Below are 24854 nucleotides of genomic sequence, written 5' to 3'. Positions count from 1 at the left end.
TCTTGCGCTTGCCCCTGCTCCATTAGCCCTCAATATTCAGCTCACGGACAAATTCGATCAGGGCAGCGCGGGCCCGTTCAAGCTGGCGGTCAGCCTGCAAGCGCTCTTCTTGATGCGCCTCCATCATGTCTTCCTGACGGCCAAGATCGGCAAGATAGCGGCGATACAGGTCTGAATCTCGGGGCACGGAGCCCAATAGTCGCCGCACACGTTCCTGATCACGGGAACGGCGATCGATCTTGCCATCAACGCTTTCCAGCACTCGCCGACGATCCTCTACCCGCTGCTGATATTGGGCGAGTTCTGCCATTGCGGCCCGAACCTCTTTCGAGAGAGTGCGCGCGGCGGCAAAGGCAGCAATCTGAGATCCATCGAGATTGCTCATCTCATAACGTTGGACGATTGGGCGTTCTAGGGTGACAGCAAAGGGAATTGTCTCACCCCCATCAACCCGAACAGGCAGACGGTAGAAGCGATCTGTCTCCTCAGTCGCCTCGGCCGTATCCGCATCGACAATCAGATCCCAGCCCCCCTGTTTCGGGTGCTCGACCAGTATACCCCTTGCCGTTTTCGCCGTATTTTCAATGCTGTAGGTCGTGGTGCTCGATTGTTTAACCGTCAGACGGAAGATACCATCAACAATCGTCCCACCAGCTCTCGTCTCACTATATTCATTGGTTGGGACCACTTTGATCTTCTGATCGACGGCGAAGCTGAGCAGTCTACTATCGCCAGCTGGTAGCGGTGCCAGCTGCGCATCACCGGCGAAGCTAATTGGGCTTTGATCATCACCACGGGTATAGAGGGTCACGACACCTGGCGGCAGGCCGGTCTCGCCATCATTGGTTAGGCGCACGCTGGCCAATGGATGGGTACGGTGCGTTGACTGGTTATAAAGGGCCACCTGCTCCGCTGGCACATCCCGCGCCACAATTGGCAGCATGACCGACTGACCACTGGAAACCGTCACCGGCTCCGGATAGCGGAAAACAACCTGCGTGGCAGCTTCCTGGCTTTGCGCTGCTGCGATCTTGGCCTGTGGCGGCGGGGCGGCAGCGGCAACACTCTCATTCATCGCCATCATGCCCATGCTGTCCGCCATCTCCATCTCTGCCCGCGGGGCAAAGGCGGCGAGTGATTGCGGCGCGCTTCGGCCCGCACGCTGCCGAAGCAGGTCTTCCTCAGGTTGTTGGCTGGCCATCTGCTGGGCAAACCCAACCCCACCTTTATCGGTTGGTGGCAGTACGCGGCCCAAGACCTCGACGGGGATCGACGGGCGATCAACGAAATAACTCTCATAGAGGGCCTGACGGAACGTGACGGGATTGCCTGAGGTCACCACCAACTCAACATCATCCCAATCCTGGCCGGATAGGTTCTCAAGCACGGCCCAGCCGGCCATGGCACCCTCACCCTCCTGATCCGTCTCTGTCACGGTGAGGCGGTAAGCAGTCTTCCATAAGGGGGCGGAGACGACATAGCCGAACTCCACAGGGCGTTTACCCTCACCCGCCAGACGAAGATCTAGCTGTCGGCGGTCCTGGCGACGGTTGGTGGCAATGGCGACCAGGGCCTGATTGATCTGTTCCTGCAGTTCTGGATCAGTGAAGGTGACACGGGTGCTGCGCTCTAATACGGCCGTTTGCAGGCCCTGATCCGTCGATAGCGTAACCCGGTGCTGGTTGAACTGGGTGCCGTCGCTGCCCAGGCCGTTCTCAGCAACCACATTCACGATCCGGCCGGTAAGGTCACGATCACCGCCGACGGTCACCTCAGCGCCTGCAAGTGCATTCAGTAGGCTTGCCGTGCTGGTGAGCGCCTGCCGACTGAATGGCAGGTCACGGAAGGCAACCTCTAGCGGGGCCTTACCCGGCATCCGAACCAAGCCAATGGTGCCGGCACCGTCAAAGACCACCAGGCTCTTCAGCACGTCGTCCACTTGGTCTAAGCGGATGTCGATCGGTACCTGGGCCTCACCATCCACCTCCATGCGGTACTCAAAATACCCAACCCCGCCCGAGGACAAGACAACCCGTTTAAGCTCTGGATCGGTTGCGGCAAGGCCATCACCTGCAATGACCAGCATCGGCATGGCCAAGGCAGAGGCTAAGAGCAGAGTGCGGTACGTGGTTGGCTTATTGGTCGGCATTGGTCATCTCCCGCGGAGAACATTTGGCTGTTCTGGCATTGGTAGTTTGGCACACAGAGCGTCAGACGTTTTGATGTCTTATATTCTTGGTGGTGTACCAGCGCGTAACCTATGGCACACTCTGGCCGTGTTCTTAAGGCTGCAATGTTCGCCTTATGCCTAAGATTATTTTGCGTTCGATTTGGATTACAGGTGCCGTGCTGACAATCGGCGGCATCATCTTTGCCGCGGTGATGGCGCGCGGCGAAGAACGGTCCCTTTTGCACCTGCTGCCAGCCTTTGCTGGCGCCATGCTCCTGATGTGCATGGTGTTTGTCGGACTGATCCAGGATCTAGTTAGTGACTTGATTGGCCAGCTTCGCCAACTCGACACGGACAAGACTAAGCAGAACACATCCGACGCCGCTGAAAACGCATCCGCTCAGCCAGAAACCAAATCAGACGGATAAAAAAACCGCCGACCCTTAAAGCCGGCGGTTTTTATCAACCCAGTATCTGGCCTAGGCAAAGCTGGTTGTTAACAGCTCTGACTGTGCGACACCGATCAGGACAACAACCGTGCCCGGCGCCGACACAAAGGTCGCGGTATTTGTTTCCTGAAGGCCAAGCGCCTGAAGATCCGCCAGGAAGTTGTTATCGAACAAAGTCTCAACCGGCACCACGTTGTCGCCGGTAAGTGGCGTCCCTGTGATCGCCGAGAAGTCGAGTTCAATCTGTACCGCTGTGGCGATAATCGAACTTGGCGACTGCGCACCGAATGACAACCGATCACCTTCATCGGCATTGAAGTCAAAGATGACATCAAAGCCCCGGTTGCTGCCAAAGATGAAGAGGTCGGCCCCAGCATCACCGAAGAGAACATCGTTGCCGAGGTTACCGTTTATTCGGTCATCGCCATCACCACCGAAGAGGAGGTCATTATCCTGGCCGCCGAACAGGCTGTCTTCCCCAGCGCCGCCATAGAGGCGATCTTCCTGGAAGTTACCGTAAAGCGCATCGTCCAAGGCGCCGCCATCTAGAATATCGTTATCCTGGCCACCAAACAGCCGGTCAAATTGATCGCCACCATTGACGATGTCATCGCCCTTATTGCCGTAGAGGATGTCGTTTCCGACATCGCCTTCAAGGCTGTCAGCACCGGCGCCACCTAAGAGGGTGTCGTTGTCGCCACCACCAGACAGGGTGTCATTGTCTTTGTTGCCGTAAAGGATGTCGTTACCGAAACCACCAGCAAACAGGTCATTCTCACGACCACCAAAGACAATATCCTCGCCCGAGCCAAGATCACCGCTGTCATTACCGGTGTTGCCGTAGAGGATGTCATCACCATCACCACCATCCATGGCATCCGCACCGACGGACCCGAAGATCGTGTCGGCACCAATGCCACCAATGGCCACATCATCACCGTCACCTGCGATAAGCAGGTCGTCCTGAGTGCCACCATCAAGCGTATCGGCATTCTGGCCGCCATAAAGGACGTCATTGCCGTTGCCACCAGAGAATGAGTCTGCGCCTGTGTTGCCGTAGATGATGTCGTCATTATCACCCGCGTCGACTGTGTCGTCACCCGCGCCTGTCGTGATCGTATCGCTACCGTTGCCGCCACCAACAAAATCAGACGCGTCTTCGCTAAAGATCAGATCATTATCATCGCCGCCAGTGATGTTATCGCTACCGACACCACCATAGATGGTGTCATCGCCATCACCGCCATTGGCAATATCATTACCATCATCAGCCATGATCAAGTCGTTGGAGTCATTGCCGTCTAGCGAGTCATCACCATCGGCCCCAACCAAGATATCGGCACCGTCACCACCAAAGCCAACATCGTTACCAGCACCACCGTAGAGGGTGTCGGCTTCCGTATTACCGTAGAGGGTATCGTCACCCTGTCCGCCGAAGATCAGGTCATCATCAAATCCGCCTAGGACAACGTCATTACCATCATTGCCATACCCGACGTCATTGTCAGTACCGAGGTCGAGCGTATCGGCACCATCCTCGCCAAGGACAATATCAGCCCCCTCAAGACCAAGAATGGAGTCATCACCATCGCCGCCATAAAGGGAATCGTTGCCGGCATTCGAGACGCCACCATCGATCGGGTCGATACCAATAGTGTCGGCCCCTTCACCGCCATAGACGATGTTAGCGATACCGTTGGTAAGGATAATGTTGTTGCCCTGGTTCCCGAATAGAATGCCAACACCAGTGCCCATGATACCGTTCTCAACATTGGCAGAGATGGTTACGCTCGCAATGTTCGAGAAAATCTCAGTATCGGAAAGGCCACCTGCCTCCGCTTCGGTGACCACATCAAGGCCTAAGGCCCCATCGATGATGTAGACATCATCATCGTTGCCACCGAACAGGGTGTCGATCCCAGCCCCACCATTCAAAGTGTCAGCGCCATCAAGGCCAAACAGCTGGTTATTTGCCACACCACCGATGATCAAATTGTCAGCTTCATTACCGGTACCGGTAACGGCTATACCTATCAGCTCCAGCTCTTCAACATCCTCTCCCACACTACCGGTAGGATCAAAATTGAGGCTAAAGTCGATTGAAGACTGCACACGGTCACCGTCACCGGCACCGCCACTAACGATATCGCCAACGTTGTCCACGACCAGGGTATCATTACCATTGCCGCCGAACATACTGTCCGCTTCGGTACCGCCATCGATGCTATCATTGTCATCATCACCATAGATGATGTCACCATCTGCACCGCCGGTAATTATGTCACCGCCAGCACCACCATACAGCTGATCAACACCACCTAGACCGCTGATAACATTACCAAAAGTATTACCGATAATAATGTTAGCGAGATCGTGTCCGGTACCACTAATGGCATTGATATTGTCATCAAGAACAAGCGTCTCTACCGACAGATCAATGGTATAACTGACCGCTGACTGAACTGTATCCGCAGAACCACCATCACCAAAAGCAACGTCGAGCAGATTATCGACCAAGATAAGGTCATTACCGCCACCACCGTAGATCGTGTCGGCGCCAGCCTGACCATCGATAACATTATCAGATGAGTTGCCGACAATGATGTTGTCGAGACTATTACCGGTACCAGAAATAATATTACTGGCACCCAGAACGAGGTTCTCGACGTCATCAACAAGGCTGTTCAGCTGAACAAAAGTATTGATGGTATCGGAACCATCACCGCCAATTACGATATCGCCCTGTGCATCAACGAAGAAAGAGTCATTGCCAGGACCGCCGTCCATACGATCCACACCGATACCCCCATCAAGGGTATCGTTACCGCCGTTGCCAGTTAGATCATCGTTACCAGTCAGACCTTGGATAAGGTCATCAAGCGGGCCACCAACCAGAACGTCATCAGGCAGCAAAACTGGGTTAAGCGGATCCGTGTTATCAAAGTTCGTGTCACCGACAATTGTGCTGAGCGTGTGCGGGTATGATGCCAATGCTTTGGCTGAAATCGCTGGCGCTACTGGCAAAAGCGACGGATCATCATGTGTGCGGAACACATCAAAGACGTCAGGGCGTTGCTCAACACTGCCTAGCGGATGCTCAGACGCGGCAATCGTCAGACCAAGATCGGCCAAACCATCAAGCAACCCTGCGCGACGACCTATTTTACACGCGTAAAGGTGCAGCGTGGCTTGGCTCTCTGGGAGATCTTGCTCTGCCAGCCACTCCGCCGTGACCAAATCTTCGCCAAGTCGGAAACCAAGTTCCTCGCCATGGGCAAAAACACTGATGAGGTCTTCGGCTTTGGCCGTGGCGAAAACGCTCTTCAGCCAGGGCTGTGCTGGGTCCCGAAAATCGACATGGAAAATTTCGGTCCGGGTGCTCTCATCAACCGTAAAATTCTGGGCGAGCTGCTCGAAGTCTTTTACCCGGTCGTCCACTAGGACTAGGTGCCGTTTCGCTTGATAGCCGTTTGCCATGTCAAAAACCTTGAGTTCGCGCGATTGAGTTGCTTCCCGGGACACTTCTTGCCCGGGCCCGCAGGTATCTCAAAGGATGCCAAAACTCTGGCGGCAGTCCCACCGCGACCTCGTTAGTCCACATTTTATGGAGCTCATCATTGGCCTCGTACTCGAGATCACGAGAGAGGGACGAGAGATAGTGGACTAATATAAAACAGCTTTTTCGAATGGATAGAATTGACCAACCAGATCAGGCAGCGGATGTCAGGCGCGTCATAGCGATCGATCGTGCACATTTGGCCACAAGCATTCTTGGGCAAGCCCACTAAACAAGCTTAAGGCGGCTATCCGAGTCGGTTTGGCCCAGCGTCTGCGATGAGGGAAATCAGAGCCTCGGCTTGCCTATCCAATGCATCTGAGAGCTCCAACAATTCCTCAACGCTCTCCCAATCATCAAGCCCATCGATCCAGCCGGTTTCCCCACCTGCCTCATGGGTTTTGATGATGCCATGAACAACCTCATGTCGCTGGGCGACCAGCGGTCGGCAGGACACGAGCAGACGATCGACATCGTCTATCCACGAAGCTTTGTAATTCCCCCTAAGTCCTGGATCATTAAGGCGTCCGGCCATCATGGTGAGCCGCTCATCCAAGCTGCGCCGGCCCATCAAGCGCTCCGTATCGACCGCATCACCCTCGGCCCCCTGCCACAACAAGTCTGCAAGCTCAGCCAGCGCTGCCTCCATTGCATTATGGCTGATCACCACATGCCCGAGCGCATTGGCATAGTCTTCCAGGTAAAGCGGTGGATTGGTCATTGGGGTGGACTAGACTTGAAAATCGTCACTTAGAGGGGCTGTGCGATGGCTGATTTTGTCCCGGTGGACCGGCCACAGCCATATGGCAATCCTGCGCGTGATGGCATGGATCTTCGAGCCAGGTCAGCAGGTCACTATAGGCGCCCTGCATATCTTTTAGTGCCTCGCGACGCTGCTGGAACCCTTCATAGACCGCGGCAAGATAGACCGACGGTGCCAGCCTAATCGCTGGTTCTGGAGGGTTTAGCTGCCCTTCAATCAGATTTGCCTGGGTAACGGCCACGGTGCCATAGGTGGCTAACCGCTGCTCAACTGAGCCTAAGAGCTGGTTTAAGGCCAGGTCCAAACCATCATTCCGGCCACTAATCCGGCCTGCTGCCAACTCCATTTGCGCAAAGTGACCTCGGGCTTCACCGAACAGAGCGTTTGCGTCTTCTAGCTGCCGGTCAATCTCATCGGCTGATAGCTGGGCGAGATTGCTGGGGTGGCAAAGCTGATTATGCCGCCGAATGGCGATCATCATATTACTGGCCTCACGGGCCAAGGACAGTGCGGGTGTTTCCCGCTCGGCTTGCCGCTCTTCTGGCAGTAGCTGGTTTGAAACCCAATATGCCAAACCGAAAGAGGAACCGAACACGAGCGGGAAGATAACCAACCAAGCGATCGCTGCCCGTTTAGCCTTTAATGACTTTGATTTTCGCTTAGAGAGAACCAAGCGCTGCCCACCTACCCAGATTAGGTAAGTATGCTAACAGCTGCCGGGCAATTCAGCACGGGCGAAATACCCAGGCCGATGACGCCCTATCCGGATTGAAATGGATGTTATGAAAAGGAATGGTGAGCGCGCAGGGGTTCGAACCCTGGACCTGCTGATTAAAAGTCAGCTGCTCTACCAGCTGAGCTACACGCTCCCACCACCTTTGCGATCCGATTGCTCGGTCGCAGGACGCGGAAAATAGGGGCGAGTATCGACAGCGTCAACCGTTGAACTGCGTAACAGGGCGTCGCACCCCCATAAATTATGGTTTTAATCGTCCGCGATGCCGGTCGATTTCTCGAGATCACCGGTCTCAACATTGAACTTATGGGTCAGTCGCTCGCGCACATTGGGCGATACAAAACCGGAGATATCACCACCTAAACGCCCGATTTCCTTAACAAATCTGGAAGAGATGAATTGGTATCGCTCCGCCGCCATAAGGAAGATTGTGTCGATCTCTGGCTTAAGCCTGGCGTTCATACCTGTCATTTGAAATTCGTATTCAAAATCCGATATGGCACGAAGGCCACGGATCACCACGCTGGCTTCCAGCTCTTCAGCGAAGTGCATCAGCAGATTATTGAAGGTACGGACCTCGACCGACAGCCCCTGCTCCCGCAGCGGTGCCACCTCTTGCTCTACCAATTCTCGACGCTCGTCGGTTGAGAATAGTGGCCCCTTACCAGCGTTGCGGGCGACGGCCACAACCAGATGGTCAACGACCCTCGCCCCGCGGGTAATGATGTCCAGATGACCCAAGGTGATTGGGTCAAAGGTGCCGGGGTAAAGGCCAATGCGGCGAGACATTAGCTCTCATCCTCAGCCGCTGGCGCATCACCCTCGCCTGCTTCAGCATCGCCGGCCTCTGCATCCGGGGAAGCATCAGCAGTTTCGCCATCTGCCGCCTCTGCCGCCTCTGCCCCTTCCTCGAGTTCGCCCTCTTCCTCGTCATCCTCATCATCGATAACGGCGACGGAGACGACTTTCTCATCATCCGAGACCCGGAAGAGCATGACGCCCTTGGTACTACGACCGGCAATACGGATACCGCTGATCGGCATGCGGATAAGCTGACCGCCATCGGTAACCAGCATGATCTGCTGCTCGTCAACGACCGGGAAGCAGGCGGCAATGGCCTTGACCCGTTCGGTCATGGACATATTCCAAATGCCCTTACCGCCACGGCCGGTCACACGATACTCATAAGCTGAGCTGCGCTTACCAAGGCCAGTCTCACTGACCGTCAGCAAGAATTCCTCAGCCGCTGCCATCTCCTCGAACTTGGCGTCATCGATGTCGCCGGCGGCCTCAACCTCGGCATCACCTTCCTCGTCATCCGCCGCACGGCGCAAGGCATTGGCCCGCTTAAGATACGCGGCCCGCTCATCAGCAGAGGCTTCAACGTGGTCAAGGATGGACATGGAGATAACCTCATCCCCATCACCCAGTCGGATGCCACGGACACCGGTCGAGGTTCGGCCACTGAACACGCGAACATCTTCGACGGCAAACCGGATGCAGTAGCCATGGTTACTGGCCAAGAGCACATTCTGATCGGGGGTACAGGTCTGAACCGAGACCAGGCTTTCCCCCTCATCCAGCTTCATCGCGATCAGGCCATTGGCCCGGATGTTGGCGAAGTCAGAGAGCAGGTTGCGTCGGATGCCACCGCGAGACGTGGCAAACATCACGTGCCAATCGCCCCAGGTTTCCTCATCCTCTGGCAATGGCATCATGGCGGTAATCGTCTCGCCACCATGCAGCGGTAGGAGGTTTACTAGCGCTTTACCCCGCGACTGCGGCGTGCCCTGAGGCAGGCGATAGACCTTGAGCTTGTAGACCATCCCACGGGATGAGAAGAACAGCATCGGCGTGTGGGTAGAGGTGACAAAGAGCTGGGAAACGAAATCCTCATCCTTCGTCGACATGCCTGAGCGGCCCTTACCGCCCCGGCGCTGCGCCCGGTAGGTGGAGAGCGGCACACGTTTGATATAGCCACCATGGGAGACGGTCACGACCATCTCCTCACGCTGGATGAGATCCTCAATATCCGCCTCAAACTCGGCATCAACCAACTCAGTTCGGCGTGGGGTGCCAAACTTCTCACGGATCTCGGATAGCTCCTCGACCATGATCCCCATAACGCGTTCGCGATTGGCAAGGATGTCGAGGAAGTCCTTAATCTTATCGGTAACCTCACCCAGATCCTCGGCGATCTTATCCCGCTCAAGCCCGGTCAGACGGTGCAGGCGAAGGTCCAGGATAGCTTTTGCTTGGGCTTCCGACAGTTTGTAGGTGTCGAACTTGGCATCAACGCTCTCGCCGCCATCCGCCTCTACAAGCTTGATCAATGGCGCCACATCCGCGGTTGGCCAGTCCTTGGCAAGCATCCGCTCCCGCGCAATCTGTGGGTCTGACGCCTCACGGATCAGCTGGATCNTCTCATCCAGATTAGCGATGGCAACGGCCAAACCGATTAAGCTGTGCGCCCGTTCCCGTGCCTTGCCGAGCTCAAAAATCGTCCGGCGGGTGATCACCTGCTCACGGAAGTCAACGAACGCGCCGATGATGTCCCGCAGGGTCATCGTTTGCGGGCGGCCACCATGTAGCGCCAGGACATTACAGCCAAAGCTGGTCTGCAGCGGTGTGTACTTAAACAGCTGGGCGAGCACGACCTCAGCCACAGAATCCCGCTTCAACTCGATAACGATGCGGACACCGTCACGGTCACTCTCATCCCGGAGGTCAGAGATACCCTCGACCACCTTGTCATTAACGACCTCGGCAATCCGCTCGAGCAGACGGGATTTGTTCACCTGATAAGGGATCTCGGTAACGATGATCGCCTGGCGATCCTTGCCGAACTCCTCGATCTCCGTCCGGCTACGTACGGTTAGTGAGCCGTTACCCGTGCTGTAAGCGCGATAGATGCCGGATTTACCGAGGATCTGGCCGCCGGTTGGGAAGTCCGGACCCGGTACCAGTTCCATCAGATCCTCAACGCTAATCGTCGGATCTTCGATATAGGCGATGCAGGCCTCAATCACCTCACCCAGATTGTGGGTCGGGATGTTGGTGGCCATACCAACCGCAATACCCCCGGCACCATTAACCAAAAGGTTTGGATAGCGCGCAGGTAGGACAACCGGCTCTTCAGTCTGCTCGTCATAGTTGGGTTGGAAATCGACGGTATTCTTATCGATGTCGGTTAGCAGGCTCTCACCGGATTGGGCGAGCCGCGCCTCGGTGTAACGCATGGCCGCCGGTGGATCGCCATCCATGGAGCCAAAGTTACCCTGGCCGTCGACCAGTGGCAGGCGCATTGAGAAGTCTTGCGCCATCCGCACCATGGCATCATAGATCGCACCATCACCATGGGGGTGGTACTGACCCATAACATCACCAACGATACGCGCCGACTTACGGAATGGCTTGGTGCTGTCGTAGCCGCCCATCTTCATTGCGTAGAGGATACGACGGTGCACGGGTTTCAGACCGTCGCGCACGTCCGGCAGCGCACGGCTGACGATAACGCTCATCGCGTAATCGAGATAAGAGCGCCTTAGCTCGGTCTCAATTGAGACTGGCGCGATATCCGAGTCGGAACCTGAAGGATCAGACACGCTGGATTAACCCTTGATCTAACGAAGAAAAATACGGGTGAACATCACCCATGGATTTGATGCCGTCATTATAGCATAGGGGCCAAGATGCCCTCGCCTGCAGCGTGGAATGGATGCTTAGAATGGGATGTCATCATCGAGGTCACCAGCACCACCCGCATAAGCAGGCTCTGGTGCTGGTTGATCCATGCCACCACCCGCTGGTGCACCGGCATCATAGCCACCGCCACCATAGCCGCCGCCGGCACCGCCTTCATTGCGGCCGTCCAGCATGGTCAGCTCACCGCGATAAGGGCGCAGCACCACCTCGGTCGTGTACTTCTCTTGGCCGTTTTGGTCCTGCCATTTACGGGTCTCAAGCTGGCCTTCGATATAGACCTTGGAGCCTTTACGCAGGAAACGTTCAGCAACCCCCACCAGGGCATCATTAAACAGAACCACGCGGTGCCATTCCGTTTTCTCCCGACGCTCACCGGAGTTCTTGTCCTTCCAGTTCTCAGACGTCGCGATAGACAGGTTGCAAACCCGGCCGCCACTGGACATTGATCGAACCTCAGGATCACGGCCTAAGTTGCCGACAAGAATAACTTTATTGACGCTACCAGCCATGGTGAAACCTCGTTTCCATCTGAATTGCAGGCCGGGCGTTATGGGCCCGGAAAAATCTAGTGGCGGGATCGTAGACAGGCGGCCAAAGGCATGCAACGACAGCGGTCATCAAAACCCGCGAAATCGTCTCGATATCGCCGATTTTGGGGCATTTCTGGGGACTGGCTGGGGGTAACTCAGACATTCGCCGGTGGTTTATGCCTGGGATGTCCAAAATGGCCATCGACCAGCCACCCTTCGGGCCTATATCAGAACACTAGTTCGTTCATGATTCGGCCCCGTAGCGATCGCCACTGCTATGCTCAAAACAATCTCGGTTCGCGGTGCGCGCGAACACAACCTGAAAAGCGTTGATGTCGACCTGCCTCGCGACAGCCTGGTGGTGATCACTGGCCTGTCTGGATCGGGGAAATCATCCCTGGCCTTCGACACCATCTATGCCGAGGGTCAGCGCCGCTATGTGGAAAGCCTATCTGCCTATGCAAGGCAGTTTCTAGAGCTGATGCAGAAACCGGATATGGACAGCATTGAAGGGCTGTCCCCGGCAATTTCGATTGAGCAGAAAACCACCAGCCGAAACCCGCGCTCAACCGTCGGCACGGTTACCGAGATCTACGACTATATGCGCCTGCTTTGGGCGCGGATTGGGGTTCCCTACTCCCCAGCTACTGGCAAGCCGATTGAAAGCCAGACCGTAAGCCAGATGGTGGATCGAATGATCGCCATGGGTGATGGTCGGCGCCTCTATATCCTGGCGCCTCTGGTGCGCGGCCGTAAAGGCGAATACCGGAAAGAAATCAAAGAGCTACAGCAAAAAGGTTATCAGCGCGTTCGCATTGATGGCGAGATCTATGAGATCGATGAAACCCCTGAGCTGAATAAGAAGATCAAGCACGACATTGAGGTTGTGGTCGATCGCTTAGTGATCCGGGAGGATATGGGCAATCGGCTAGCCGATAGTGTTGAAACGGCGCTGGGTCTTTCTGATGGCCTAGTCTACGCCTTAGATGCTGATGATGGTGAGATCACTATCTTCTCAGCTAAGTTCGCCTGCCCCGTATCTGGCTTCACCATTGATGAGATTGAGCCACGGCTATTCTCGTTCAACAGCCCACATGGCGCCTGCCCAACCTGTGATGGCCTGGGTACCAAGCTCTATTTCGATCCGGAGCTGATTGTGCCTGATGACCGCCTGTCATTGCGTGAGGGTGCGATTGCGCCTTGGTCCGGATCATCATCCCAATACTACCAACAGACCCTGCAAAGCCTGGCCAAGCACTACAAGGTCAGCATGAACAAACCGTTCAGTGAGCTAAAAGACGCCGCTAAACAGGCAATCCTGTATGGCAGTGGCGAGGAAGAGATCACCTTCGAATATGACGACGGGCTACGCAGCTATAAGACGGCGAAGCCTTTTGAAGGCCTAATCCCGCATCTAGCCCGTCGCTACGCAGAAACCGATAGCAGCTGGACCCGGGATGATCTTGGCAAATACCAAAACACCTCGGCCTGTGAGGCCTGTAATGGCTACCGGCTGAAGCCAGAGGCCCTGGCGGTTAAAATTGACGGCGAGCATATCGGCCAGGTTACTGAGCGCTCAATCGCCCAGGCTGGTGAGTGGTTTGAGGCGCTGCCAGGAAAGCTGACGGATAAACAGAACAGCATCGCCGAGCGGATCCTAAAAGAGATCAATGAGCGGCTAGGCTTCCTGAATGCCGTTGGTCTTGGCTATCTGTCGCTGTCCCGTATGGCCGGCACCTTATCAGGTGGAGAGAGCCAACGGATCCGGCTTGCCAGCCAAATCGGCTCTGGCCTAACCGGTGTTCTCTATGTGCTGGATGAGCCGTCAATCGGCCTCCATCAGCGCGATAATGACCGGCTGTTAGCCACGCTCCGCCGCCTTCGCGACCTCGGCAATACGGTTATTGTGGTTGAGCATGATGAGGATGCCATCCGAACCGCCGATTACCTGGTCGATATGGGCCCGGGCGCGGGCGTCCATGGCGGCACAGTCGTCGCCGCCGGCAAGCCGCCTGTGATCATGCAGGCGCCAAACAGCCTCACCGGCCAATACCTAACGGGTAAGAAGGTGATCGAGGTGCCGCCCAAGCGCCGCAAGGCCAAGAAAGGCAAGGAACTTAAGGTTAAGAACGCCACCTCCAACAACCTGAAGGGTGTCGATGCCACAATCCCCTTAGGCACCCTCACCTGCGTCACTGGGGTATCCGGTGGCGGTAAATCCAGCCTCATCATCGACACGCTTTATAAGTCGCTTGCCCGCCGCTTAATGGGGGCCAAGGCACAGCCCGGCAAACATGACGAAATCCAGGGTGTGGAGCTGCTGGATAAGGTCATCGACATTGACCAATCACCCATTGGCCGAACCCCGCGTTCAAACCCGGCAACCTATACCGGGGCCTTCACCCCTATTCGGGACTGGTTCGCTGGCTTGCCAGAGGCCAAGGCCAGGGGCTATGGGCCAGGCCGCTTCTCCTTCAACGTGAAGGGCGGGCGTTGTGAGGCCTGCCAGGGCGACGGCGTCATCAAGATTGAGATGCACTTCCTGCCCGATGTCTATGTCACCTGCGACAGCTGTAACGGGCAACGCTACAACCGCGAAACCCTGGAAATTAAGTTTAAAGACAAGAACATAGCTGAAATCCTCGATATGACTGTCGAGGAAGGCGTTGAGTTCTTCAAGGCGGTTCCGGCGATTCGCGATAAGCTTGAGATGCTGGATCGGGTTGGATTGGGCTATGTGAAGATCGGTCAGCAGGCCATCACCCTCTCCGGTGGCGAGGCACAGCGCGTCAAACTAGCCAAAGAATTGGCCCGGCGGGCAACCGGCCGCACTCTCTATATTCTCGATGAGCCAACCACTGGCCTGCACTTCGAAGACGTGCGTAAGCTGTTGGAAGTTCTTCATACTTTGGTTGACCAAGGCAATACGGTACTGGTTATTGAGCACAATCTTGAGGTGATCAAAACCGCCGATTGGGTGATTGATTTGGGCCCAGAGGGTGGCGATGGCGGTGGCCAGATTGTGGCTAATGGGACCCCAGAAGATGTCGCGAAAACCGCTGGCAGCTACACGGGCGAGTATCTACGACCCTACCTAGAGCCAAAGGGCAAATCTGGCGGTGAGCAGAAGAAAACTGCGTAAGAATTGCCGCTGAACGCCCAGATTGCGTCTTTACCACCATAGTTGGCAGGTTTGGCGTTGCCAGGGCATGGTTTCGCTTCGACCGTAACAAGGCTGATGCAGTATCTTTGATGATACCTATTGGTTTCAGAGAATGCTGACCCATGGCCGAGGCCCAAAGCAACATTGCCGCCCAGCTTCCAGAGCTGTTGCGCGAACTTCGCTATTACAACGAAACCGTTGATTACGTTGTCTTCTTTGATGATGAGACCGCGGCCGCCAGTCTCGCGACTGAGCCTGAATGGATCGATGATCTTGTAGCGCTGCTTGAGCCAGAGGCCGAGGCCGGCGCGCTTGCCGAGACCAAGAAACAGATCAGCAACCTGCAACGCGCTGGCAAAAAGGCAATCAAAACCCGCTCTACCGAAGGCTATATGCCGGAAGAGGCTTACCGAGAGCTGATGGCCAAGCGGGAAGACCTGTTCGAGGCGATCACCGAAGCGAGCCCTGCCCGCGCCGGTGGCCTAGCCAACCAGGTTGTTCACGAGTACCGCGCCTTCTGTGAAGAGGTCATCATCAACTACTTCTTCGCGCCGAGCGATACCAAGCTCAGCACGGACCATGATCTGGCTCGCGATAAGCTAGTCCGTTGGCTGGATGAGTTGCCTATTTCGCTTAAAGAAAAGATCGGCGTCCAACAGATCATGGCGGCAGATGAAGATCTGTACCGCACAGCCCGGATGCGCATCCAAGAACGCACCGCTGGTCGCGTCCCGAATGACGCCACCTATGAGAACCTCGCGACCATTCGCGAACGGCTGCTTGATCGCCTGATCGAACTGCAGATCGTGGTCAGTGAGCACAGCGTGACCGCTGATAATCCGCTGGTCATTGGTGGCCGCCGACGATTGGAAGCTGACCTCCACTCAGAGATGGCTCGCTATGTTCGCCATGAAGATCAAATGTTTACGCTGGTTATCTGTGTCATCGACAAGATTAAAGCGATGCACGCAAAACTTGGCCAAGAGGTCACAGACAGCATTGTGCGGCAAGTGGCTGCTGGGTTGATTGAGACCCTGCGCCCCTATGACAAGGTGTACACGGCCGGTGGTGGTAAGCTCGCTATGCTACTGCCCAACTCTGCCGCTTCTGGCGGGTTTGAGGCAGCACGACGCTGTCAGAAAGCCCTATTAGAACATCGTTTCTCGCTTCCCTCCGGCCGGAACATCCAGGTTACCGCCACCTTTGGGGTTTCCGAAAGTAGACCCGGGGAGAATTGGCAGGGTCTGTATGACGCTGCCTATAAAGCGCTGACCGCCGCTAAGTCTCGCGGCAACAATCAATGCTGCGCTCGCATTGATGAAGATCTGGTCTTTGACGACGAAAAAGCTTGAGGAAGAAACTCATGGCTAACCGTAAGAAGTACGGGTTACTGGCTGATAAAAAATCACTTCTGGCACTCACAGCCTGCCTTGCTATCAGCCCTATAATGGCCAATGCCGCCGATGCACCGCCCCGCTCAAACAGCAATCAGCCGGTGGTGTCCGCCGGATCAGATGCTGGTGAGCCCGAGATGAATGGTGATCGTCCAGTTTTCTATCGGCCACTTCGCACGTCACCTGACTTCCGCCATCCTCCTGGCTATGGAAGCGTCCCACGGAAAGCGGTGGCTCCGACCCCATTGGCCAAACCACTTCCGCCAGAGTTCGGCTATGCGAATATCGTGACATTCGAGGATGTTACGCCGCTTGATGAATTGGATGCGATTGGTCTTCGCCTTGTTTCGGTTGCACTTGATGAACCAGTCTTGGCCGCTGAGTCCCTAAGGCAAATCGATCTCCGTGGTGAGATCGCACTGGTGCCACCACTTATCCATGCCATGCAGTTCTCACGCCTGCCGGAAGCTGAGATCGCGAGGGTTCTGCGCCGGTTGACCAATGAGAACCTTGGCCGGACTTGGTTTCAATGGGCCCAATGGCTTGAAGCCAACCCCGAGTTGATCCTAAGCCCTAGCTTGGCAGCCGCGGTTACCACGATGTGGTCGAGTGTGGACGGAAAGTACCGTGCTGTTTTGCCTGCAGAGCGTGCCGCAACCGTCTCTAAGGCTTCGATTTTTTGGGATGGAAGCCGTGTTGATGCCATCCCCTCCCAGAATACGCCGAGGGCCGTCCCGCCAAATGAGGCGTTTGGTTATGAGCCGAATGATTTGGTCATTGGCGTCACAGTGAATGGTCAACATCGGGCCTATTCCCATGCCCAGCTACTGCTGAATCCAATCATTAATGATGAATTGGGCGGTCACGCTATCACCGTCGCGTTCGAGCCCTATTGCGGCTTCCCCGTTGCATTCGACAGGGGCCTTGCCGGTCAGCCTGCAATCGGGCCTATGGAGTGGTCTGGCCTGGTCTACCGTTCATCACGCCTGCTGTATGATCCAAGCAATGATCATCGCCTTTGGGACACCTGTACAGGACGTGCAATCACCAAATGGGCTGCAACGTTGAGACAGGCACCCGCAACCGTTACCAGCTGGAGCGCGTGGCGCGGTGCGTACAAGACCACAACGGCAATGAGCACAGGCAATGCCCCTAAGGCTAGCCGTGAGAGCCTCGAAGCGCAGGATGAGTACATCGGATCAGGTGGTTTGATCTATCCAGTTCATCTCAACCATCCTGAGCTGCCTGCGAAAGAGCGTATGCTGCTGCTGCAGATGGGTGAGGAAGATCACGCAATCCGCCTCGGTGACTTCAAGAACAGGTCTGTGATAAATCACAGATTTAATGGCCAAGGCGTTGTGATCGTTGTTGAAAACCCGATTAACTGCACCATCCGTGTCTATGAGCGACCAGAGGGCCAACTATTTGGTCCCAGTGAGTTCGTGGATCGGGTCTATGGATCCGGTGGTGGTGTCTGGAGGGCAACTGAGGAGGCCCTGATCGGACCTGATGGTGAGCGCCTTGCCAGGATCCCGGGTCGTGGCCTGTTCTGGTTTACCGTCGATGGCTTTAACCCCATGACAGAAACCAAAGCAGATCAAAGCGCTAGCCTGCCTAACTAATCATCTGCGGCAATTGCGTTGGCCCATGGCTGGTCTCGGGAATAGACCAGCAAATTCGCCCATGCTAACCATCCCCCAACATTGCGGGACGGTTTGAATGGAAGGCGAACCATGAGCAAACAACCAATCCACATAATCGGCGGCGGCCTTGCAGGTTCTGAGGCTGCCTGGCAGCTGGCACAGGCTGGCGTGCCGGTCACCATCCATGAGATGCGCCCGGTTAGGAAAACCGACGCCCACCAGACTGAAGGCTTGGCCGAACTGGTTTGTTCAAACTCCTTCCGTTCTGATGATGCGGAGTTCAACGCGGTTGGCCTGCTGCATGAGGAAATGCGCCAACTGGGCTCGCTGATCATGCGCTGCGGCGATGAGCATAAGGTACCGGCTGGTGGCGCGCTTGCTGTAGACCGGGATGCTTTCTCAGACGCCGTTACCAAGGAACTTGAGGAACATCCCCTTATCTCAATTGAGCGGGAGGTTATTGATGGCCTGCCGCCAGAAGATTGGGAGAGTGTGATTATCGCGACTGGTCCCCTCACCGCCTCTGGTTTGGCCACGGCCATTCGTGAGCTAAGTGGTGAGGATGCCCTAGCATTCTTCGATGCCATTGCACCGATCATTCACACCGACACAATCGACTTCGATAAGGCCTGGTACCAATCCCGATATGACAAGCCAGGCCCTGGTGGCACCGGCAAAGACTACATCAACTGCGCGATGGATGAGGCCGAATATGCCCAATTCCTCAATGCGTTGATGGAGGCCCCTAAGACTGAGTTCAAAGAATGGGAAGCCAATACGCCGTACTTTGAGGCATGCCTGCCGATTGAAGTCATGGCCTCTCGCGGACCAGAAACCCTTCGCTTCGGCCCGATGAAGCCCGTTGGCCTGACCAACCCGCACAAGCCTGAGAAGTCCCACGCGGTTGTGCAGCTGCGCCAGGACAATAAGCTTGGCACGCTCTACAACATGGTCGGGTTCCAGACGAAACTGAAATACGGCGCCCAAAAGGATGTTTTCAGCCTGATCCCAGGGCTAGAGAACGCAGAATTCGCCCGACTTGGCGGCATTCACCGTAATACCTTCATCAATAGCCCCAAACTGCTGGATAGCCGCCTACGCATGAAAGCAATGCCACGGCTTCGCTTTGCCGGACAGATTACCGGCTGTGAAGGGTATGTGGAGAGTGCATCGGTTGGCCTGATGGCCGGCCGCATGGCCGCGGCTGAGTATCTGGAGCGGGATTTTGTCCTGCCGCCACAGACGACAGCCCTTGGCGCCCTGCTCCACCACATCACCGGTGGTGCTGAGGAAGAAACCTTCCAGCCGATGAACATCAATTTTGGCCTGTTCCCACCACCACCAAAGCCGGTGGCAGAGCCGGGCAAAAGGCCGAAGAAGCTGAAAGGCAAAGATCGGAAGAAGGCACTGACAGATCGAGCAAAACAAGATCTAGCTAGCTGGGCGTCCGAGCACTTAAGTGAGCCGTTAATCGCCGCCGAGTGATCACCAGAGACCGAAAGGTGCCCGCCAGGTAAGGCTTAACGCCTGGAGCGGATGGGAGCTCGCCATGCGTTGATCAAACGGATCGTAACCTGCTGCCCGCATTTGCTTGAGCTGAAGCCCAGCCAATGTGCCAATCATAAAGGCTGGCGCCAACTTCCTCGGGATGCTGGATCTATACCGCCTTGCCTTCGTCAGATGGCCCTCTGCGCAGTCCGCTACCTGCTTGATGATCGGCCTAATCCGCTCATCCTTTGGTCGATCAGCTACCCGCGCCGCCGTTAAGTCGGCCGCCTGCAGCAGATCATCGGGCAACATGACGTGGCGATCACCGAGTTGGAATAGGATCGCCCGCAACTGCCCCACCAAGGCGAAGGCAACGCTTACAGACCGGGCCGCGTCTTGGATCTCTGTTTGTTCAGCATCACCACCTAACACACTGATGACCAAAGACGTTAACGGTGTCGTTGTGGCATCGGCATAGTGCTCAAGTGCAGCCAAGTCCGATGGCGGTGCCGCCTCCAGATCCGTCTCTCGGGCATCAATCAACTGACTGAGCTTATCAATTGGCAAGCCATAGGCCTGCACCGCATCTGCTAGTGGTTCAACCACAGCATGACGCCGGGGCGTTCCCGCGGTGGCCTCAACAATCGCATCACGCCACCATTGCAGGCGTATGTGCCCAATGGTGGTTTCACTTACCACCTCCCGGGTTTTCGCAATCTCCTGGTTGAACGCCAGTAAGGCCCAGATCGCCTCACGGCGCTTTACCGGCGCAAAGAGGCTCGTGAGAAAGCGATCAGGGTCGTTTTCTCGCGCTTGGGCACCGCAATAGCTGAGATCAGGAGCGTTGGACATGGGATTGAGGATTTAGGGCGTTACCGGCAATCTGGCCATTAATTTCAAATTCCGGGGATTTTTGCCCGATAACCTCTTCAAATCGACCGCCCATGCTTTATGTCAACACATGACGAATACGGGGGTCCTCCCCGCACAACCAGACATCGGCAATCATATTGGGCAGCAAATGCCTGCTAGCCCACCTCACCTGCGCCGATAGGCTGCTTCAAACGATAAGCGAGGCACATTCTCATGAGCTATCAACTGCCCGACCTACCCTATGATTACGAGGCGCTTGCGCCATACATGTCCCGTGAGACCCTCGAGTTTCACCATGACAAGCACCACAACGCCTATGTCGTGAAGGGCAACGAGCTTGTTCAGGGCACCCCATGGGAAGGCAAGACCCTTGAAGAGGCCGTCGCCGGCTCTTACGGCAAGCCAGAGTTTCAGGGCCTATTCAACAATGTGGGCCAACACTGGAACCACATCCATTTCTGGAACTGGATGAAGCCAAATGGCGGCGGCGCCATTCCTGGCAATCTAGAAGCTAAGATCAACGAAGACTTCGGGTCTGTTGATGCCTTCCGTACTGCCTTTATCAATGGCGGTGTCGGCCAGTTCGGCAGCGGCTGGGTTTGGCTTGTCATGGATGGCGGCAAGCTATCGGTTATGGGCACGCCAAATGGCGAAAACCCACTGGCCCACGGCAAAACGGCCCTGCTCGGCTGTGATGTTTGGGAACACTCCTATTACATCGATTACCGCAACGCGCGGCCAAAATATCTGGAGGCGTTCTTCGACAATCTGGTGAACTGGGAATACGTCACCGAGATGTTTGAGAAAGCGGCGTAAGCCACTGTCTTTAAAATCAGACTTCATGAAGTGAGCCCGGTTTGATACCGGGCTTTCTTTTGCCCTATGCCTCGGCGGGGAAAAGAGCAGCCGCAACCTGACGGCCCTCGGCCAGCAACACGTTGAATGTGCGACACGCGGCACCGCTATCCATAATCTCAGGCACTGGCCCCAATTCTCGGATTGCGGCGCGGAGCTTAGGCGGCACGAAACGCATCTTAGAGCCCGTGCCGATCAACAGCACCTCAAGCCCGGTTTCAGCCCCTAAGAAACTGAAATCCTGCACCTCTAGGGCATCTGGCGATGCAGCAGTCCAAGGCTGAACGGCCGTTGGGGTAACAATCACCGCGCCCTCATGGACAGCATCATTAATCCGGAAGCCGGTCGCGCCATATCCAACGATCACCTTTCGGTCTGATGGGATAAGTGGCGTAACGTCCATGGGCTAGTTGCCAAAGCTCTAAGAGCGAACCGCAGCCTGGTCTGACTTATCTTCGCCGGAAACACGGTCCAGCTGTTCTGGGCGCAAATTCAGGAAGATAAGCAGCGGTGCTGCGATAAAGATCGAGGAGTACGTACCGATCACAATGCCCCAGATTAGGGCTACCGTGAAACCACGGATCACCTCACCCCCAAAGAACCACAGTGCAATCAGGGCCAACAAGGTCGTACCACTGGTTAGCAAGGTACGGGTCAGCGTCTCATTGAGGGAGCGATCGATGATCGTGATCAGGGACTCACGCTTGTACTTGCGCAAATTCTCACGCATCCGGTCGAAGACAACGACGGTATCGTTGATCGAGTAACCCGCGATGGTCAGAACCGCCGCAACCGTGGACAGGTTGAATTCCATCTGGGTCAGCGAGAACAGGGCAATCGTCGCAATCGTGTCGTGCAGAAGTGCGGCGACAGCGCCGACGGCAAACTGCCATTCAAACCGGAACCAGACATAAACGAGGATGCCGAGGAGTGAGAATACGATGGCCAGGATACCGGCTTGGATCAGTTCCTCACCGACCTGGGGGCCGACGAATTCCTGCCGTCGCAGCTCAAACTCACTGCCTAAAACCTCTTTGATCGACTCAATGGCCGCCGCCTGGGCCGTCTCATCGCCCTCCTGGCGCTGAACCCGGATCAGGGCCACATCATCGGCACCAAACTCTTGGAGGGTAACCTCACCTAAATTCAGTGCGTTCAAATCCTGGCGCATGGTGCCGATATCGGCTGGGCCTTCGGTTTGGACCTCAAGCAAGATACCGCCGCGGAAATCGATGCCGAAATTCAGGCCCTGGACGAACAAATCGCCAATCCCGAACACAATCAGAAGCGCGGACAGCACAAAACCGATCACACGTCGTTTCATAAACGGGATGCCGAGATTGCTCGGTGTGTAGCTAACAAAGCCCTTCATTTGGTCACCTAGCTCTTTCGGGTAAGCTTCTGATCTAAATCGCTTCTAAGGTTAAAGCGGCAGTGTTGACGGCTTAGTCTGACGCAGCCAAAGCACCACCATCAATCGGGTCACCATGATTGCGGTGAACATGGAAGTCAGGATGCCAACCGCCAAGGTCACGGCAAAACCACGGATTGGGCCCGCACCAAAGGCAAACAGGCAAGCGGCCGCGATCAAGGTCGTCAAACTCGCATCGATAATCGTGGTCAGGGCGCGGCCATAGCCACTATCAATCGCCGAAATTGGGGTCCGACCGTTGCGTAATTCCTCACGAATACGCTCAAAAATCAGAACGTTAGCGTCGACCGCAATACCGATAGTCAAAACGATACCGGCAATACCTGGCAGGGTTAGCGTCGCCCCCAGCGCCGACAACAGTGCAAAGATGGCCGCGATGTTAATGCTCAACGCAAACATGGCAAAGCCACCGAACAGCCCGTAAGCCGCGATCATGAACAGGGTCACAAAGCCGATGGCGATCAGTGACGCTGTTTGACCCGCAGCGACGGAGTCAGCACCAAGGCTCGGTCCAACCGTGCGTTCCTCAAGTGGCGTTAGCTCGGCTGGCAATGCACCAGAGCGCAGGATCAATGCCAGGTCGCTGGCATCCTGAACCGTGAAGTTGCCTGAAATTTGACCGGCGCCCCCCAGAATTGGCTCGCGAATAACCGGCGCGCTCAGCACCTCACCATCAAGCACAATCGCCATCTGGCGGCCGGTATGCTCGACGGTAGCATCGCCGAACTTACGGGCGCCCTCACCGTCAAAGCGGAAGTTTACAACGGGGTCACCGGCAATACCGACGCCCGTGCTGGCACCAACCAGGTTATCACCACGGACAATCGGATCGCGGCGGATCGAAACGGCACCTAGCGGGCTTTCAGCGTAAGGAACGATCTGTGAGCCCTCTGGCGCGTTGCCTTGGGCGATCTGGGTTTGGCTCGCGTTGATGTCGACCAGATGGATGCTCAACTGACCACGCGGGATTGGCGGGAAGCTGGTGGCACCAGGCAATTGGACCAGGATCCGGTCATCACCCTGCTGCTGAATAAGTGGTTCGGTGGTACCGAGGGCATCAACCCGCCGCCGGATAACCTCAATCGCCTGCTGCATGATACTGGCAGTCAGGTCATCCTGCGCAAACTGGCGGAAGTTGAGGCGAATACGCGTGGGCGGTGAGTTCTCATCCGCCCCTTCCTGGATCAGCTCAAAATCTGGGTTAAGATCGGCCAGCACAACTGCCAACTCATCGATTTGTTCCGCTCTCTGGGGGCGAACAACGACGCTTAGCCCTTCGGTTGCCAGACCGGAGATACGAATGCGGGCGCCACGGGCCGCATTGCGGACCTCGGTCCGAAGATCCCGAACGCGTTGTTGCAGCACATCCTGAAACTCAACGCGAAGCAGGCGATATGAACCGCCCTGCAGATCCAAACCAAGGTTTACGGTTTGCCCGGGAAGCCAGCTCGGCATTGAGCTTTGCCATTCCTCTAGCGCCTCATCACCGACCACATTCGGCACGGCGTAAAGCAGGCTCAGAACACACAGCAGGACAATGCTGAAGATTTTGAATTTCGAGAAATGGACCATTTGCCATCCCTGGCGGGTATGCGAATGCTCTTAGCCATAGGGCCAAGGGCGGATTGGTTATTTGTCAGCCTTATCGTCGGCCTTTTCCTTGGCGTCTTTGCCCTTCTCGCCCTTAGCAGGCTCAGACTTGCTCAACACCAACTGGATGGTCGTTTGAACGACCTTGATGCGGACATTCTCCGCAATCTCGACCTGAACCTCATCATCATCCAGAACCTTGGTCACGGTGCCGATGATGCCGCCCGCGGTGACGATCTTGTCACCACGGCGAATGGCCTCAACCATTGACTTGTGATCGGCCATTTTCTTTTGGCTTGGACGGATCACCAGAAGCCAGAAAATCAGGAACAGAACACCGATCAACAGCATCTGCATAAAGAAGGCGTCACCAGATCCTGGGGCACCGCCGGCACCAGCCGCGTAAGCCGTGGAAATCCACATGGGCGTCAAGCTCTCTTAAAACGTAAGGTGGGTCCGGGACGCGCCCGGCTTGAAAAGCGTCGCGGGACTATACTGACCCGGGCC

Annotated in this window: 18 protein-coding genes and 1 tRNA gene; 6 read left to right on the top strand and 13 right to left on the bottom strand. The window is 56.0% G+C overall.

Annotation, left to right across the window (positions count from 1 at the left end):
- Window positions 1-22 precede the first annotated feature (22 nt).
- On the bottom strand, window positions 23-2149 hold the full coding sequence (locus KI792_05790) for a DUF4139 domain-containing protein (protein MBV6632530.1): 2127 nt from the start codon (window positions 2147-2149) through the stop codon (window positions 23-25).
- Window positions 2150-2304: 155 nt separating this feature from the next.
- Between KI792_05790 and KI792_05785 the strand changes: the two genes are divergently transcribed.
- Window positions 2305-2598, top strand: a complete 294-nt coding sequence (locus KI792_05785; GenBank protein MBV6632529.1) for a hypothetical protein — start codon at window positions 2305-2307, stop codon at window positions 2596-2598.
- A gap of 51 nt (window positions 2599-2649) precedes the next feature.
- On the opposite strand, the gene KI792_05780 is transcribed toward KI792_05785, so the two are convergent.
- The 7 genes from KI792_05780 to ssb all read right to left on the bottom strand — a co-directional run bounded on the left by KI792_05780 (window position 2650) and on the right by ssb (window position 11888).
- Window positions 2650-6096, bottom strand: a complete 3447-nt coding sequence (locus KI792_05780; GenBank protein ID MBV6632528.1) for a DUF4347 domain-containing protein — start codon at window positions 6094-6096, stop codon at window positions 2650-2652.
- Between the two features lie 326 nt (window positions 6097-6422).
- Complete coding sequence (locus KI792_05775; GenBank protein ID MBV6632527.1) at window positions 6423-6896, bottom strand: hypothetical protein; 474 nt, start codon at window positions 6894-6896, stop codon at window positions 6423-6425.
- Window positions 6897-6921: 25 nt separating this feature from the next.
- Entirely contained in the window at window positions 6922-7512 is a 591-nt protein-coding gene (locus KI792_05770; protein MBV6632526.1) for a hypothetical protein, read from the bottom strand.
- A 219-nt stretch (window positions 7513-7731) separates the two neighbouring features.
- Window positions 7732-7807, bottom strand: a tRNA-Lys gene (locus KI792_05765).
- Between the two features lie 116 nt (window positions 7808-7923).
- A complete protein-coding gene (coaD, locus tag KI792_05760; GenBank protein ID MBV6632525.1) occupies window positions 7924-8463 on the bottom strand; it encodes a pantetheine-phosphate adenylyltransferase in 540 nt (179 codons plus the stop codon).
- Complete coding sequence (gene gyrA, locus KI792_05755; GenBank protein ID MBV6632524.1) at window positions 8463-11279, bottom strand: DNA gyrase subunit A; 2817 nt, start codon at window positions 11277-11279, stop codon at window positions 8463-8465. Before gyrA ends, coaD begins: the two co-directional genes overlap by 1 nt.
- 117 nt (window positions 11280-11396) lie before the next feature.
- Entirely contained in the window at window positions 11397-11888 is a 492-nt protein-coding gene (ssb, locus tag KI792_05750; GenBank protein ID MBV6632523.1) for a single-stranded DNA-binding protein, read from the bottom strand.
- Window positions 11889-12186: 298 nt separating this feature from the next.
- On the opposite strand from ssb, the gene uvrA reads away from it, so the two are divergent.
- From uvrA to trmFO, 4 genes are all read left to right on the top strand, one after another.
- Window positions 12187-15051, top strand: coding sequence for an excinuclease ABC subunit UvrA (gene uvrA / locus KI792_05745; GenBank protein ID MBV6632522.1), 2865 nt, complete (start codon window positions 12187-12189; stop codon window positions 15049-15051).
- A gap of 143 nt (window positions 15052-15194) precedes the next feature.
- Entirely contained in the window at window positions 15195-16424 is a 1230-nt protein-coding gene (locus tag KI792_05740; GenBank protein MBV6632521.1) for a diguanylate cyclase, read from the top strand.
- 11 nt (window positions 16425-16435) lie between these two features.
- Window positions 16436-18088 (top strand): DUF3179 domain-containing protein, encoded by a 1653-nt coding sequence (locus tag KI792_05735; protein MBV6632520.1) that lies wholly within the window; start codon window positions 16436-16438, stop codon window positions 18086-18088.
- A 111-nt stretch (window positions 18089-18199) separates the two neighbouring features.
- A complete protein-coding gene (trmFO, locus tag KI792_05730) occupies window positions 18200-19594 on the top strand; it encodes a methylenetetrahydrofolate--tRNA-(uracil(54)-C(5))-methyltransferase (FADH(2)-oxidizing) TrmFO (GenBank protein ID MBV6632519.1) in 1395 nt (464 codons plus the stop codon).
- On the opposite strand, the gene KI792_05725 is transcribed toward trmFO, so the two are convergent.
- Window positions 19595-20449 (bottom strand): squalene/phytoene synthase family protein, encoded by an 855-nt coding sequence (locus tag KI792_05725; GenBank protein MBV6632518.1) that lies wholly within the window; start codon window positions 20447-20449, stop codon window positions 19595-19597. It lies immediately after the preceding gene.
- 234 nt (window positions 20450-20683) lie between these two features.
- Here KI792_05725 and KI792_05720 point away from each other — a divergent pair, with 234 nt between their 5' ends.
- Window positions 20684-21286, top strand: coding sequence for a superoxide dismutase (locus KI792_05720; GenBank protein MBV6632517.1), 603 nt, complete (start codon window positions 20684-20686; stop codon window positions 21284-21286).
- 64 nt (window positions 21287-21350) lie between these two features.
- Here the strand turns inward: KI792_05720 and KI792_05715 are convergent, their stop codons facing one another.
- Genes KI792_05715 through yajC form a run of 4 tightly spaced genes read right to left on the bottom strand, consistent with a single transcriptional unit; the run spans window position 21351 to window position 24770 of the window.
- Window positions 21351-21728, bottom strand: a complete 378-nt coding sequence (locus tag KI792_05715) for an Mth938-like domain-containing protein (protein ID MBV6632516.1) — start codon at window positions 21726-21728, stop codon at window positions 21351-21353.
- A gap of 18 nt (window positions 21729-21746) precedes the next feature.
- On the bottom strand, window positions 21747-22697 hold the full coding sequence (gene secF / locus KI792_05710; GenBank protein ID MBV6632515.1) for a protein translocase subunit SecF: 951 nt from the start codon (window positions 22695-22697) through the stop codon (window positions 21747-21749).
- A 51-nt stretch (window positions 22698-22748) separates the two neighbouring features.
- Window positions 22749-24329 (bottom strand): protein translocase subunit SecD, encoded by a 1581-nt coding sequence (gene secD / locus KI792_05705; GenBank protein ID MBV6632514.1) that lies wholly within the window; start codon window positions 24327-24329, stop codon window positions 22749-22751.
- Between the two features lie 57 nt (window positions 24330-24386).
- A complete protein-coding gene (gene yajC / locus KI792_05700) occupies window positions 24387-24770 on the bottom strand; it encodes a preprotein translocase subunit YajC (GenBank protein ID MBV6632513.1) in 384 nt (127 codons plus the stop codon).
- Window positions 24771-24854 lie beyond the last annotated feature (84 nt).

The organism is Alphaproteobacteria bacterium SS10, from assembly GCA_019192455.1.
Classification (GTDB): Bacteria; Pseudomonadota; Alphaproteobacteria; order TMED2; family TMED2; genus TMED2.
This window is presented reverse-complemented; position numbering and strand designations above follow the sequence as displayed.